Origin of the sequence: Achromobacter pulmonis (assembly GCF_002885955.2) — a bacterium.
Taxonomy (GTDB): domain Bacteria; phylum Pseudomonadota; class Gammaproteobacteria; order Burkholderiales; family Burkholderiaceae_B; genus Achromobacter; species Achromobacter pulmonis_A.
In genome coordinates, this window is sequence record NZ_POQS01000009.1 from 15,127 (window position 1) to 27,598 (window position 12,472).

At 67.4% G+C, this 12,472-nt stretch carries 14 protein-coding genes and 2 pseudogenes; 3 read left to right on the forward strand and 13 right to left on the reverse strand.

Translation table 11 applies throughout. The features are described from left to right. Nucleotides 1-198 precede the first annotated feature (198 nt). Nucleotides 199-1,533: a DUF3100 domain-containing protein gene (locus tag C1I89_RS28670; RefSeq protein WP_102775680.1), complete on the forward strand. Its 1,335-nt coding sequence runs from the start codon at nt 199-201 to the stop codon at nt 1,531-1,533. Here the strand turns inward: C1I89_RS28670 and C1I89_RS28675 are convergent. The 3 genes from C1I89_RS28675 to C1I89_RS28685 form a co-directional block, all read right to left on the reverse strand. Next, nucleotides 1,530-2,021 carry a hypothetical protein gene (locus tag C1I89_RS28675; RefSeq protein ID WP_102775681.1) on the reverse strand — a complete coding sequence of 164 codons (492 nt, stop codon included), beginning with the start codon at nt 2,019-2,021 and terminating at the stop codon, nt 1,530-1,532. The genes C1I89_RS28670 and C1I89_RS28675 overlap by 4 nt on opposite strands. Before the next feature lie 97 nt (nt 2,022-2,118). Further along, nucleotides 2,119-2,769 carry a carbonic anhydrase gene (locus C1I89_RS28680; protein ID WP_102775682.1) on the reverse strand — a complete coding sequence of 217 codons (651 nt, stop codon included), beginning with the start codon at nt 2,767-2,769 and terminating at the stop codon, nt 2,119-2,121. A gap of 155 nt (nt 2,770-2,924) precedes the next feature. Further along, nucleotides 2,925-3,263 (reverse strand): FxLYD domain-containing protein, encoded by a 339-nt coding sequence (locus C1I89_RS28685; protein WP_102775683.1) that lies wholly within the window; start codon nt 3,261-3,263, stop codon nt 2,925-2,927. 228 nt (nt 3,264-3,491) lie between these two features. Between C1I89_RS28685 and C1I89_RS28690 the strand changes: the two genes are divergently transcribed. Then, the gene (locus tag C1I89_RS28690) at nt 3,492-3,824 is read left to right on the forward strand and encodes a PsiF family protein (RefSeq protein ID WP_102775684.1); all 333 of its coding nucleotides are present in this window, start codon (nt 3,492-3,494) and stop codon (nt 3,822-3,824) included. A gap of 22 nt (nt 3,825-3,846) precedes the next feature. Here the strand turns inward: C1I89_RS28690 and C1I89_RS36040 are convergent. From C1I89_RS36040 to C1I89_RS28725, 7 genes and pseudogenes are all read right to left on the reverse strand, one after another. Continuing rightward, nucleotides 3,847-4,041: pseudogene (locus tag C1I89_RS36040) on the reverse strand (cyclase family protein); the annotation flags it as partial. A gap of 136 nt (nt 4,042-4,177) precedes the next feature. Continuing rightward, a pseudogene (locus C1I89_RS28700) lies at nt 4,178-5,023 on the reverse strand (cyclase family protein); the annotation flags it as partial. A gap of 5 nt (nt 5,024-5,028) precedes the next feature. Then, nucleotides 5,029-5,808 (reverse strand): 3-oxoadipate enol-lactonase, encoded by a 780-nt coding sequence (gene pcaD / locus C1I89_RS28705; RefSeq protein WP_102775685.1) that lies wholly within the window; start codon nt 5,806-5,808, stop codon nt 5,029-5,031. 15 nt (nt 5,809-5,823) lie between these two features. Further along, the gene (locus C1I89_RS28710) at nt 5,824-6,120 is read right to left on the reverse strand and encodes a YciI family protein (RefSeq protein ID WP_102775686.1); all 297 of its coding nucleotides are present in this window, start codon (nt 6,118-6,120) and stop codon (nt 5,824-5,826) included. Nucleotides 6,121-6,132: 12 nt separating this feature from the next. Beyond that, nucleotides 6,133-6,408, reverse strand: coding sequence for a muconolactone Delta-isomerase (gene catC / locus C1I89_RS28715; protein WP_102775687.1), 276 nt, complete (start codon nt 6,406-6,408; stop codon nt 6,133-6,135). A 57-nt stretch (nt 6,409-6,465) separates the two neighbouring features. Further along, the gene (locus C1I89_RS28720; protein ID WP_102775688.1) at nt 6,466-7,110 is read right to left on the reverse strand and encodes a 3-oxoacid CoA-transferase subunit B; all 645 of its coding nucleotides are present in this window, start codon (nt 7,108-7,110) and stop codon (nt 6,466-6,468) included. Continuing rightward, complete coding sequence (locus C1I89_RS28725; protein ID WP_102775689.1) at nt 7,107-7,796, reverse strand: 3-oxoacid CoA-transferase subunit A; 690 nt, start codon at nt 7,794-7,796, stop codon at nt 7,107-7,109. Before C1I89_RS28725 ends, C1I89_RS28720 begins: the two co-directional genes overlap by 4 nt. A 151-nt stretch (nt 7,797-7,947) precedes the next feature. Here C1I89_RS28725 and C1I89_RS28730 point away from each other — a divergent pair, with 151 nt between their 5' ends. Continuing rightward, the gene (locus tag C1I89_RS28730; RefSeq protein WP_102775690.1) at nt 7,948-8,730 is read left to right on the forward strand and encodes an IclR family transcriptional regulator; all 783 of its coding nucleotides are present in this window, start codon (nt 7,948-7,950) and stop codon (nt 8,728-8,730) included. A gap of 47 nt (nt 8,731-8,777) precedes the next feature. Here C1I89_RS28730 and C1I89_RS28735 read toward each other — a convergent pair whose 3' ends face one another. The 3 genes from C1I89_RS28735 to C1I89_RS28745 all read right to left on the reverse strand — a co-directional run bounded on the left by C1I89_RS28735 (nt 8,778) and on the right by C1I89_RS28745 (nt 12,078). After that, a complete protein-coding gene (locus tag C1I89_RS28735) occupies nt 8,778-9,506 on the reverse strand; it encodes an SDR family NAD(P)-dependent oxidoreductase (protein WP_102775691.1) in 729 nt (242 codons plus the stop codon). 165 nt (nt 9,507-9,671) lie between these two features. Continuing rightward, a complete protein-coding gene (locus C1I89_RS28740) occupies nt 9,672-11,012 on the reverse strand; it encodes a short-chain fatty acid transporter (protein ID WP_102775692.1) in 1,341 nt (446 codons plus the stop codon). A gap of 130 nt (nt 11,013-11,142) precedes the next feature. Then, entirely contained in the window at nt 11,143-12,078 is a 936-nt protein-coding gene (locus C1I89_RS28745; protein WP_102775693.1) for a 3-hydroxyacyl-CoA dehydrogenase family protein, read from the reverse strand. Between the last annotated feature and the right edge of the window lie 394 nt (nt 12,079-12,472).

Consider the following 12,472-nt stretch of genomic DNA (forward strand, 5'->3'; position numbering starts at 1 on the left):
CCCTTGCTTTATCCGGGATCATGCAAAATTTTCCCTGGAAAAGCATATGTGTTGCATTTTACGCAACGCTTGGACGCTTGTCCTGTCATGGTTGCATGCCAGCCCCGGGGCGAAAATCGGCCCTGCCGCGCGCAACGCCGGCGCTAGCGGTCCGGCCAACCGTCGCCGCGACCCATTCACGTTCACCAGGGGAATCCGATGTCTCTAGCCAGCGCCAGCCTGGCCGCGCCCACCATGCCGCTTTCCAGCCGCATCCGCATGCTTGCCGCCATCTTGCTAGTGGTGGTGATCGCCGAAGCGATCGGCAGCCTGACGTTCACGGTGGGCCCGGGCAAGATCATCCTGCAGCCGATGCTGTGGGCCATCTTCATCGGCGCGATCGTGGCGGCCCTCGGCCAGCGCCTGCCCGCCGCCGCCGGCGTCGACACCGCCATGCAGACCCGCATCAGCGGCTATCTGCAATATGCGCTGCTGCCGTTCCTGGCCAAGCTGGGCCTGATGGTCGGCGGCGCGCTGCCGCAGGTGCGCGAAGCCGGCTGGGCCCTGGTGTTCCAGGAGTTCGGGCATTTCTTCGGCACCATGGCCGTGGGCCTGCCGCTGGCGCTGCTGCTGGGCATCAAGCGCGAGGCCATCGGCGCCACCTTCTCGGTGGGCCGCGAGCCCAGTCTGGCCATCATCGGCGAGCGCTACGGCATGAACTCGCCCGAAGGGCGCGGCGTGATGGCCGAGTACATCACCGGCACGGTGATCGGCGCGCTGTTCGTGGCGCTGATGGCCGGTTTCATCACCAGCCTGAATATCTTCGACCCGCGTTCGCTCGCCATGGGCGCCGGCGTGGGCTCGGGCAGCATGATGGCCGCGGGCGTGGGCGCGATCGCCTCGCAGCAGACCCCCGAGATGGCGCACCAGGTGGCCGCGCTGGCGGCCGCCGCCAACCTGCTGACCACGGTGGTGGGCGTGTACTTCACGCTGTTCATCTCGCTGCCGACCACCATCTTCCTGTACGGCAAGCTGGAGCCGGTGCTGGGCCGCTTTTCGCGCGGCAAGGCGCCGTCGGCCGTCGAGGACGGCGTGTCCGAAGACGCGCCGGTCCACGGCGCCAAGCTGGGCTTCGGCGACCGCCTGACGGCCTACATCGTGTGCGGCCTGTTCGCGCTGGTGGGCAACCGCCTGGGCTATGGCGTGCCGTTCGCCGACGCCCTGCCGGGCATGGCCATCATCGTGCTGCTGGTCGTCATTACCGACCTGGTGCTGCGCGTGGTGCCCAAGCTGCCGGCCGTGTTCGTGCTGTCGGTGATCGCCATGACGGCGGGCTGTCCCGGCGTGCTGCCGTACTCCGACCAGATCATCGCGATGGTCGGCAAGGTGAATTTCCTGCCCTTCACGACCGTGATCCTGGCGATGGCCGGGCTGTCCATCCTCAAGGACCTGCCGGCCTTCCGCAAGCTGGGCTGGAAGATCGTGGTGGTGTCCCTGGCCGCCAACGCCGGCACCTTCCTGGGCGCGACGATGATCGCCGAGTTCTTCCACTAAGACCAAGGCTGAGGCGCGAAGCCCGGACGGTAGCGCGCCTGGTCGGTGGCGTTTTCCGTGGCGCCGATGCTGGCGACCTTGGGCACGGCCGCGCCCATGGCCTTGGCGGCCGCGGCGGCCTGCCATTCCTGCACTTGCGGGTTGCCCATGGCCAGGCGGTAGGGCTGCAAGGGCGCCAGGCCTTCTATGGTGCCCCAGTCGTTGGCCCGGGCCGCCGCCTCGGCAGGCGCGGCGGCGTAGTCGGCGATGGCGCGGCGCATGCGCGCCTCGGCGTACTGGTCGCGCAGCAGGTCCGGGTCGGGGCGCGGCGCCATGCCGGCGATGGGGGCGGGCGGCGCCTGGTCGCGGCTGCGCGCAGGCAGCGGGGTGGGCGGGCTTTCAGCCGCTCGCGGCGTCGCCCAGGCGGGCCGGGTCTCGTCGATCAGCGGCACGCGCGCCGGGTAGGGCGCGGCGACGCGGGCAATGGCGGGGATCGCTGCAATGTCCATGCGAGGCTCCCTGTCGTGGCCGGTCCGCGGGCGGGCCGGTTCAGCGGGTCACAAGTCCAATGTAGCAGGAAACGCCCCGGCGCTCCGGGGCCGCGGCTTATTCGACGATGCCGGTTTCCAGGCAGGGATTGAATTCGCCCGTCTTGGGATCGCGCAGGAACAGCACGCCGGTGGCCACGCCGAAATAGGTGCCGTGCAGCTCCAGCTCGCCCTTCTGCACGCGGCGGCGGATGGACGGGAACGTCATCAGATTCTCCAGGCTGTGCTCGACCGTGGCCAGCTCCAGGCGCTTGAGGTTGGCCTGGCGGTCGCCGGTGGCCGGGCCGAGGCGTTCGGCCACGGGCTCGATCTGCGACATCCACTTGCCGATGAAATCGCCCTTGGACAGCGGCTTGGCGCCGTCGAAGAAGGAGCGGATGCCGCCACAGGAGGCGTGGCCCAGCACCACGATGTGCTTGACGTTCAGGCCGTTGACGGCGAATTCGATGGCGGCGCTGGTGCCGTGGTAGGAGGATTCGGTGTCGGGGTCGCAGGGCGGCACCAGGTTGGCGACGTTGCGGATCACGAACATTTCGCCGGGGCCGGCGTCGAAGATGACTTCGGGCGAGACGCGGGAGTCGCAACACCCGATGATCAGGATTTCCGGGCTTTGCCCAATTTCGGCCAGTTTCTGGTATCGGCTGCGTTCCGAGTGGAAACGGCCTTTCAGGAATGATTGATAGCCTTCAGAGAGTCTTTTTGGAAACATGATCTTTTCTTCCTCGTTGCGCCGACATACGCGACAAGGGGCTTCGTTGGAAGCCCCTTTTATCGAGTCGACAGCCGTGATTTTCCCACACCTGGACCCGCGCCACGGCCGCTAAACCCTGATGAAATCAGGGTTTTTGGCGGCGGGCTGGCCGGCTAGCGGGCGTCCACGTCCAGCGCCGTGACGCGGGCGAACCGCAGCGGCGTGACCGCCCGGATCGGCTTGATCTGACCGGGCGCAAGCGGCCCCGGCACATCGTTGCGCAGGCGGCCCACTTCGCGGCCCTGCTCGTCGTACAGCACGAAGGTCAGCCAGACGCCGTCGATGGCGCGGTCGGACTGGTTGGCCAGCAGGCCGGTGATGGCCGAGAGGTTCTGGTTGACGTCGCGCACCGCCTGGACGTTGCCCAGCGTGACGCCATAGACGAGATCCTGCGCGCCGGCCGCAAGAGGCAGGCCGGCGAGCAGTGCGCAGGACACGAGTACGGATTTCATGGCGCTCTCCTGTGCGGCCGGGACGGATTGCGCCTATCTCACACCTTTCCGGGCGCGGACACAACAGGGCAAAGGTATGAATCGCCGCCTTGGCGATTCTTGACTTTCCGGGATCTTGCGGCGGCGTCCGGTTTGTTCGATGATGACCGGGCCGGCGATTGGGCCGGCGGATCGAGCGGTCCGCGTCGCGCCTGACCCCGAGGCGTGCGGACGCCCAAGGGAGGAACCATGCTTTCCCGTACCAGCCAGTTTGCTTCTGCCGTCCTGCTGTCGGCCTGTTTCGCCGGCGCGTCCTGGGCCCAGACGCCCGCCGCGACCACGCCCGCCAAGACCCCCACGCCGCAGCAGCAGCGCATGACGGACTGCAACAAGTCCGCCGAAGGCAAGAAGGGCGACGAGCGCAAGGCCTACATGAGCAGCTGCCTGAAGGGCGAGACCGCGCCGGCCAAGCAGCTCACGCCGCAGCAGCAGAAGATGACGGACTGCAATGCGAAAGCCGGCGAGCAGAAGCTCACCGGCGACAAGCGCAAGGCCTTCATGAGCACCTGCCTGAAGGGCTAGCGCCGCGGCTCGGCGCCTCGGCCTACACCGTCGCGACCGGCGTCACCGGCGAACCGATGGCGTGCGGCAGGCGCAGCGGCGGCGCCGTCAGCATGAAGCGGTGGCGGCCGTTGGCGTGCAGCCAGTCGGCCAGCTCCTTCAGGTACCACAGCTCCGCCAGGGGCAGGCCCAGCTTGAACAGGCAGTGGTGGTGCAGCGGCAGCATGGCGCGCGGCCCGCTTTTTTCGCGGGCCGGGTAGGCCTCGACCGCGTAGTTGTCGGCGCAGATGGCGGCGATGCCGCTGTCGGTGATCCATTGCAGCAGCGCCGCGTCGGTGCCGTCCAGCGCGGCGCCGTANCATGGCGCGCGGCCCGCTTTTTTCGCGGGCCGGGTAGGCCTCGACCGCGTAGTTGTCGGCGCAGATGGCGGCGATGCCGCTGTCGGTGATCCATTGCAGCAGCGCCGCGTCGGTGCCGTCCAGCGCGGCGCCGTAGCCGTGCAGCACTTCGGCGTCGGGCTTGCCGTTCATGGCGACGACCGCTTCGGCGTAGCCGGTGCGCAGCACCAGCATGTCGCCGGCCTCGATCTCGATGCCGTCGGCCTCGAGCGCGCGGATCAGTTCCGCGTGGCCGATCAGCGTGCGCCCGGGGCCGTAGTGGCGCAGCAGGTCCACCAGCACGCCGCGGCCCTGCATGCCTTTCTGGGCCAGGTTTTCCACGCCCAGCTTCAGCGCCGCCGAGGGGCCGCCGCTGTTGCAGCCGCAGCCGGTGTGGTCGCCGTCGGCCGGGCCGATCACGTCCACGCCGGCCTGGTAGCCGTTGTAGTAGCGCAGTTCCGGCTTGCCGTCGCCGTCGGCGTCGAACAGCGCGCCGACGTGGGCCAGCGCGTCCCACTGGGTGGAGTACTGCATGGACAGCAGCACCTGGTCGTCGCTCAGCACGTCCACGGCGTCCGGGTTGACGTTGCGCAGCGGAAAATTCAGGTACGGCGTGTCCGCCAGGCGGGTGGGGCTGAGCTGCGGCGGATGGCGCCGCGGGTTGAGCACGTTGCCGCCCGGCAGGTCCAGCGGCAGCGACAGGCAGAAGGTCTTGCCGGCGCGGATTTCGCGCGCGCCCTTGAGGACCTGTTCTTCGGTGATGAGATTCAGGCGGCCGAGTTGGTCGTCGGGCCCGAAGTCGCCCCAGTTGGAGCCTTCGGGCCGCTGTTTCCAGCGCTGCATGCGGGTTACTCCGTCAGGAAGTCGAGCACCGCGCGGGTGAAGGCTTCCGGTTGCTCCCAGTTGGAGATGTGGGAGGTGTTCAATTCGAGATAGCGCGCGCCCGGGATGGCGGCGGCCAGTTCCTGGCCCTGGGCGGGCGTGGCGGCCAGGTCGTGCGTGCTGCTGATGACCAGCGTGGGCGCCGAGATGGAGGCCACCTGTTCGCGGAAGTCCGCGTCGCGCAGGGCGGCGCAGTTGCCGCAATAGCCGGCGTCCGGCGTGCGGCGCAGCATGTCGACCAGCACCTGGGTCAGGCCCGGCTCGGCGGCGCGGTAGCCGTCGGTGAGCCAGCGCTCGACCAGCGTCGGCGCCATGTTCTCCAGCTTCTGTTCGGTGACCGCGGCGATGCGGGCGCTCCAGCCTTCGGCCGAACCGATGCGCGCGGCGGTGTTGCACAGGATCAGCCGGTCCACCAGTTCGGGGCGCGCCAGCGCCAGCCACAGGCCGGTGGGGCCGCCCATCGACAGGCCGCAGAAGTGCGCGCGCTTGATGCCCAGGTGCGCCAGCAGTTCGGCGACGTCGTTGCCCAGTTGCTCGAAGCTGTATTCGCCTTCGGGGACCGAGGATTTGCCGTGGCCGCGGGTGTCGTAGCGCAGCACGCGGAAATGCTTGCTCAGTTCGGGGATCTGGCGGGCCCACATGTCGGCGCAGGTGCCCAGCGAATTGGAGAGCACGAGCACCGGCGCGTCGGCGGGGCCATCGATGACGTAGTACAGCCGGGCCTGGCTGAGATCGGCGTAAGACATGTGGGTTTCCTTCAATTACAGATAGCAGGCGCCGTCGACGTAGGCCTTGCGCCAGCGCGTGATGGTCACGCGTTCGAACAGGTCGGCCTTGGAGAACGGATCGGCGTCGATGAATTGCTGCGCGGCTTCGCGGCTGTCCAGGTCGACCACGTACAGGCCGCCGCCGGCGTCCGTGCCGTCGTCATGCAGCTTGGCGCCGCAGGCCAGCAGCAGCCGCTTGTTGGCGTCCAGGAATTCCAGGTGGGCGGCGCGGTGCTGCTTGCGCACCTCCAGGTGGCCGGGCTTGTCGAAGGTTTCGATGATGTACGGCATGGACGCCTCCGTTCAGATCGCCGAGGGATGGCGCGCCAGCGCCGTCACCTGGATGTCCATGTAGGGGAACAGCGGCAGCGACGACAGCAGCGTGTGCAGCTCGTCATTGCTTTCGACGTCGAAGATGCTGACGTTGGCGTAGCGGCCGGCCACGCGCCAGAGGTTCTTCCACTTGCCGTCGCGCTGCAGCTGTTGCGCCAGCGCCTTTTCGTCGGCCTTGAGCTTGTCGGCGCGCTCGGCCGGCATGTCGACGGGAAGATTGACCTGCATTTGGACCATGAACAGCATGATGATTCTCTCCGTAAAAAAATCCGCCCCGGCGGGACCGAGGCGGCGCTTCGAAACTCAGTTGGAAAACTTCAGCGGCAGGCCGGTCAGGCGCAGCAGCTCGTCGGCGGTGGTGCCGCCGAACATGTCGGTGACGGTCACGCCGTCGGCGCCGATGTCGAACACCGCCACGTCGGTGTAGACGCGCGACACGCAGCGCACGCCGGTCAGCGGATAGGTGCAGGCTTCGACCAGCTTGCTCTGGCCGTCGCGGGTCTGCAGCTCCATCATCACGAACACGTCCTTGGCGCCGATGGCCAGGTCCATCGCGCCGCCCACGGCGGGGATGGCGTCGGGCGCGCCGGTGTGCCAGTTGGCCAGGTCGCCGTGCTGCGACACCTGGAAGGCGCCCAGCACGCAGATGTCCAGGTGGCCGCCGCGCATCATCGCGAACGAGTCGGCGTGGTGGAAGAAGGAGCAGCCGGGCAGCTCGGTCACGGGCTGCTTGCCGGCGTTGATCAGGTCATAGTCTTCCTCGCCCTTGGCCGGCGCGGGGCCCATGCCCAGCATGCCGTTCTCGGTGTGCAGGATGACTTCGCGGTCGGCCGGCAGGTGGTTGGCCACCAGCGTGGGCAGGCCGATGCCGAGGTTGACGTAGGCGCCTTCGGGGATGTCCCGGGCGACGCGGGCGGCGATCTGGTCGCGGGTCAGTTTGGTGCTCATTGCTGCTCCTTGGGGGCGGGGCGGGCATCGATCTGCACGACGCGCTTGACGAAGATGCCGGGGGTCACGACGGTTTCGGGGTCCAGTTCGCCCAGTTCCACCACTTCGCGCACCTGGGCCACGGCCACGCGCGCGGCGCTGGCCATGATGGGGCCGAAGTTGCGGGCCGTCTTGCGGTACACCAGGTTGCCCCAGCGGTCGCCGCGCTCGGCCTTGATGAGCGCGTAGTCGGCATGCAGCGGATATTCCAGCACATACTGGCGGCCGTTGATTTCCCGGGTTTCCTTGCCGTCGGCCAGCGGGGTGCCGTAGCCGGTGGGCGAGAAGAACGCGCCGATGCCGGCGCCGGCGGCGCGGATGCGCTCGGCCAGGTTGCCCTGCGGCACCAGTTCCAGCTCGATCTTGCCGCTGCGGTACAGGCCGTCGAAGATCTGCGAGTCCACCTGGCGCGGGAACGAGCAGATGATTTTGCGCACGCGGTTCGCGCCCAGGAGGGCGGCCAGGCCGGTGGTGCCGTTGCCCGCGTTGTTGTTGATGATGACCAGATCCTTGGCGCCCTGTTCGAGCAGCGCGTCGATCAGTTCCATGGGCTGGCCGGCGGTGCCGAAGCCGCCGATCATGACGGTGGCGCCGTCGGGGACGTCGGCGAGGGCGTCCGCAGCGCTTGCAACGAGTTTAGAGATCATGGTGTTCGCTCATAAGGTGGCGTGTCATAATTTGTTCTCAATTAGAACTTTCGTTCTTCAGAAGAACATTGATTTCGTGGGGGATGGCAATGCTGCGCCGCCCCGGTACAGGGTTGCCGACCAGGGCAACGTTTCTCTTCGCGGTGGACGGATGGCCGAGCAAATCACCCAGCAACCCAGCGACAGCTACGTTCAATCCTTTGCGCGCGGCCTGTCCGTGATCCGGGCCTTCGGCCCCGAGCGTTCGCAGATGACGCTGTCCGAGGTGGCGGCGGTGACCGGCCTGACGCGCGCCGGCGCGCGCCGCATCCTGCTGACGCTGGAGCACCTGGGCTACGTGACCGTGGACGACCGCAAGTTCTCGCTCACCCCGCGCATCCTGGAGCTGGGCTACGCCTACCTGTCCGGCACGCCGCTGTGGAACCTGGCGCTGCCCTACATGGAAGAGGTGGCCGAAGAGACCCGCGAATCCTGCTCCGTGTCGGTGCTGGAGGGCGCGGACATCGTCTATATCCTGCGCCTGTCCACCCACAAGGTGATGACCATCAACCTGGCGGTGGGCAGCCGCCTGCCCGCCTGGGTCACGTCCATGGGCCGCGTGCTGCTGGCCGGCCTGACGGAACCGGAGCTGGACCGGGTGCTGGCGATGAGCCAGATCCGGACCTATACGCCGCACACCATCACCGGCATCGACGCGCTCAAGCGCGTGCTGGCCGGCGTGCGCGCCGACGGCTACGCCTGCGTGGCGCAGGAACTGGAGCCGGGCCTGCAATCGGTGGCCGTGCCCATCATGGACCGCAGCGGCCGCGTGATCGCCGCGATGAACGTCAGCGGCCATGCCAACCGCTATTCGCGCCAGGAAATGCTGGCGGCGTTCCTGCCGCCGCTGCGCCGCGCCGCCGACCAGATCAACCACGCCCTGCTGCGCCGCTAGGCGGCGCAGGCAGGACGGGAGGAAGGACGGCGTGCGCATGGCGGGCCTCAGACGGGCGCGACGCCCAGCGTCGTGCCGCCGCAGACGTACAGCGTCTGGCCGGTGACGAAGCCGTTGTCCGGCGACAGGAAGAACATCGCCGCGCGCGCCACGTCTTCGGGCGTGCCCAGGCGCTTGACCACGATGCTCTTGATGATGCGCTCGGTCTGCGGGGCGCCGACGGGATTGCTCTTGGTGAACAGTTCGGTGGCGATGGGGCCGGGGCCGATGGCGTTGACCGTGATGCCGTCGCCGCCCAGCTCCATGGCCAGCGTGCGCGTCAGGCCCAGCAGGCCCGCCTTGGTGGCCGAATAGACCACGCGGTCGGGCTTGCCCAGCGCCGCGCGCGAGGCCATGTTGACGATGCGCCCGAAGCCGGCCGCGCGCATGGCCGGCAGCACCGCCTGCACCAGGATCAGCGCCGTGCGCAGGTGCAGGTTGACCACATAGTCCAGGTCCGCCAGCGTGGCGGTGTCGGCCGAGCCCGGGCGCGTCGCGCCCGCGTTGTTCACCAGCCCGACGATGTCGTAGGCGTCGGTCACTTCCTTGGCCACCGCCTTGGTGCGCGCTTCGTCGGTCAGGTCGGCCTGGTACGACACCAGCCCGGCGGGCGGATTCTCGGGCAGCTTGTAGTCGATGTTGACGACCTTGTGGCCGGCATCGAGCAGCATGCGGATGATGGCCGCCCCGATCCCGGCGCTGCCGCCGGTCACGAGATACGCGGTAGGTTTGCTCATATCGTTTCCCTATGCCAACTTTAAAACTTCGCTGGAACGTCGTCGTTCCGATGCATTGCAACCTCCCCCGATCGGGGACACCGCCAGATCCGGCTCCGCCGGTCTGCAGGTGTCGCCCCCTGGGGGGCGCGCGTCAGCGCGTACGGGGGGGCTCATCCAGGTGGCTCAATGGGTCAGATAGCCCCAGAGGAGGACGGCGGTGATGTGGATCACGCCGACCCACAGCATCATGATGACGGTATAGCCCATAACATCGCGCAGTTTCAGCTTGGACAGCGCCAGCGCCGGCAGAATCCAGAAGGGCTGCACCAGGTCGTTCCAGGCGTTGCCCAGCATGACGGCCATGGTGGTCTGGTTCAGGGCGCTGCCGATTTCCTTGGCGGCGTCGATCATGAACGGACCCTGGATGACCCAGTGGCCGCCGGCCGACGGCGCGAAGAAGTTGATGACGAAAGAACTGATCAGGCCCCAGAACGGCAGCGTCTCGGGCGTGGCCACGTCGACGAAGACCGCGGAAATCGTGGTGACCAGCCCCGAGGCGGCCATGATGGCCATGATGCCGGCGTAGAACGGGTATTGCAGGATGATGCCGGAAATCGTCTTGATGCCTTCGGTCAGCTTGGCCACGTAGGCGGCCGGCGTGCCCAGCAGGATGATGCCCAGGAACAGGATGATGAAGTTGATCAGGTTCAGGTCCAGCGAGCCGCCGTCCATGAAGTGGAACACCACGTAGGCCACGCCCAGCGCGCCGATCAGCAGGCTCAGCAGGCGGCTGTTGTTCAGGCGCGAGGCCAGCGTGCCCTTTTCCAGCAGGTCTTCGGCGGCGTTGGCGGCGGCGGTGTCGCGGTCGATCGCGGGATCGACCTCGATGACCTTCTCGCCCTTTTTCGGATGCAGCCAGGCGTTGAGCAGCGGCAGCGTGACGATGATGACCAGGCTGGTGATCAGCATGGGCATCGAGAAAATCGTTTCCGACAGCGGGATGGTGCCCATCTGCTTGGCGGTGGGATGGTTGGGCGTGGCCACCAGCACCGGGATGCTGGCCGACAGGCCCAGGCCGTACATGGTGAAGCCGCTGTACGCGGCGGCGATGATCAGCGGGTAGTGCACGCCCTTGACCTTCAAGGCCAGCTTCTTGGCGACGATGCCGCCGATGACCAGGCCGAAGCCCCAGTTCAGGTAGCTGCCGATGCCGCCGACCAGCGTCGCCACGATGATGGCGGTGTGCGGCTTGTGCACGTGGCTGACGATGCGGTTGAGCATGCGGTCGGTCAGCGGGGCGGTGGCCAGCACATAGCCCATCGCCAGGATCACCGCCATCTGGGTGGTGAAGGCCAGCAGGCTCCAGAAGCCGTTGCCCCAGGCGCGGGTGATGTCGCCCAGGCCCTTGCCTTCGACCCCCATGGCCAGCAGTACGGTAAGCAGGGTCAGCGCGATGGCGAAGACAAAGGGATCGGGCAGATACTTGCGCATCAGCTCCGTGAAAAATGAAGCCAGTTTATTCATGGTGCCTCCAACGAACTCCGGTAAGGCTGGTTTTCTGTGATCGGTTTTCTTTGTGTGGCGGGGCCTTGGGGCCCGACGGCGCGGTAGCGGCAGGCTCCGCGCCTTATGTAGTAATGGGTATGCGCCGGCCTCAGGCGTCGTCGGCCCGGGCGTTGAGCCAGGCGGCCAGTTCTCCGAGCGCCGCGCTCTTCTCGCGCAGCACGCGTTCGCGGCGCTCCGGGCTCCAGGTGTAGAAACCCTGGCCGCTCTTGGCGCCGATCTGCCCGCTTTCGACCTTGCTCTTCAAAAGCGCCGAGGGCTCGGTGCGGTTGTCGAGATCCTTGTAGAGGTAGCTGGCGATGGCGTAATGCACGTCGATGCCGTTCATGTCGCGCTGCTCCAGCGGGCCGGACAGCGCAAGCCGGATGCCCAGGCTCCACTTGACCACTTCGTCGATGTCCTCCGCGCTGGCGACGCCTTTTTCCAGCAGCGAAATGGCTTCGCGCGCCAGCGCGTGCTGGATGCGGTTGGCGATGAAGCCGGGAATGTCCTGGCGCACCAGCACCGGCCGCTTGCCGGCGTGGCGCAGCGTGGCCATGACGCGCGCCACCGTCTCGTCGGACGTGGCGTCGTTGCGCACCACCTCCACCAGCGGAATCACGTCGGCGGGGGTGAAGAAGTGCGTGCCCACGAAGCGGTCGCGCCGCAGCACGGCGGTGGCGATGGCGTTGATGGACAGGCCGGAGGTATTGGTGGCGAAAAGGGTGTGCGCCGGGCACAGCGCGTCGAGCCGGGCGAACAGGTCGCGCTTGAGCTCGAGGTTTTCGGGTACGGCCTCGATCACCAGGTCGCTGTTGCAGGCCGCTTCCAGGCCGGGCGACAACTGGATGCGCTGCATGGTTTCCTGGACCCGGCCGGGCGCGTAGACGTTCAGTTGGCGGTCTATCGTCTTGAGCGCGCGCTCCAGCGCGCCTTCGACCGGGTCGATGAGGACGATGTTCGGTCCCTTCGAGGCGAACAGGGCCGCGATGCCGCTGCCCATGGCGCCTGCGCCGACGATGGCGAGATTTTTGAGGGGAGTATCCATGATGGTTCGCTCGGGCTGACTCGCCGGGCTTGCGGCGGGCACGCGCGGAACCAGGGATTGCCGTCTCTTCCGGGTGTGCCTTCCTGTGCGCCTGGCCAGAAAAATCGTTATGTTCTAGATACGAACATTTGTGCGTATATAGAATTAATGAAAACGATAGTACTAAATGTCGCGGGGGGCGGACAAATCAGGGATTTTGGGTGTCCGACTGGTGGACAGGGGGCGTGGGGACGTAGGATGGGTGCAGCGCGGCACCTGCGGGGTAAGAAGCCGGACGCCGAACGCGCGTAACCCATCGGCCGGCGCAAGCCGGCTTTGTCTCTTGCCACGAAGCGAGAGCCGGCTTTGTCTCTTGCCACGAAAAGCGGCGGCTGGCGCCGCCTGATGGGTTACG

Coding starts and splice junctions, on each gene's coding strand:
- C1I89_RS28685 (WP_102775683.1), bottom strand. CDS start 3,263: ATGAAATCCGTACTCGTGTCCTGCGCACTGCTCGCCGGCCTGCCTCTT.
- C1I89_RS28730 (WP_102775690.1), top strand. CDS start 7,948: ATGGCCGAGCAAATCACCCAGCAACCCAGCGACAGCTACGTTCAATCC.
- C1I89_RS28670 (WP_102775680.1), top strand. CDS start 199: ATGTCTCTAGCCAGCGCCAGCCTGGCCGCGCCCACCATGCCGCTTTCC.
- C1I89_RS28710 (WP_102775686.1), bottom strand. CDS start 6,120: ATGCCGTACATCATCGAAACCTTCGACAAGCCCGGCCACCTGGAGGTG.
- C1I89_RS28680 (WP_102775682.1), bottom strand. CDS start 2,769: ATGTTTCCAAAAAGACTCTCTGAAGGCTATCAATCATTCCTGAAAGGC.
- C1I89_RS28675 (WP_102775681.1), bottom strand. CDS start 2,021: ATGGACATTGCAGCGATCCCCGCCATTGCCCGCGTCGCCGCGCCCTAC.
- C1I89_RS28725 (WP_102775689.1), bottom strand. CDS start 7,796: ATGATCTCTAAACTCGTTGCAAGCGCTGCGGACGCCCTCGCCGACGTC.
- C1I89_RS28740 (WP_102775692.1), bottom strand. CDS start 11,012: ATGAATAAACTGGCTTCATTTTTCACGGAGCTGATGCGCAAGTATCTG.
- C1I89_RS28690 (WP_102775684.1), top strand. CDS start 3,492: ATGCTTTCCCGTACCAGCCAGTTTGCTTCTGCCGTCCTGCTGTCGGCC.
- catC (WP_102775687.1), bottom strand. CDS start 6,408: ATGCTGTTCATGGTCCAAATGCAGGTCAATCTTCCCGTCGACATGCCG.
- pcaD (WP_102775685.1), bottom strand. CDS start 5,808: ATGTCTTACGCCGATCTCAGCCAGGCCCGGCTGTACTACGTCATCGAT.
- C1I89_RS28720 (WP_102775688.1), bottom strand. CDS start 7,110: ATGAGCACCAAACTGACCCGCGACCAGATCGCCGCCCGCGTCGCCCGG.
- C1I89_RS28745 (WP_102775693.1), bottom strand. CDS start 12,078: ATGGATACTCCCCTCAAAAATCTCGCCATCGTCGGCGCAGGCGCCATG.
- C1I89_RS28735 (WP_102775691.1), bottom strand. CDS start 9,506: ATGAGCAAACCTACCGCGTATCTCGTGACCGGCGGCAGCGCCGGGATC.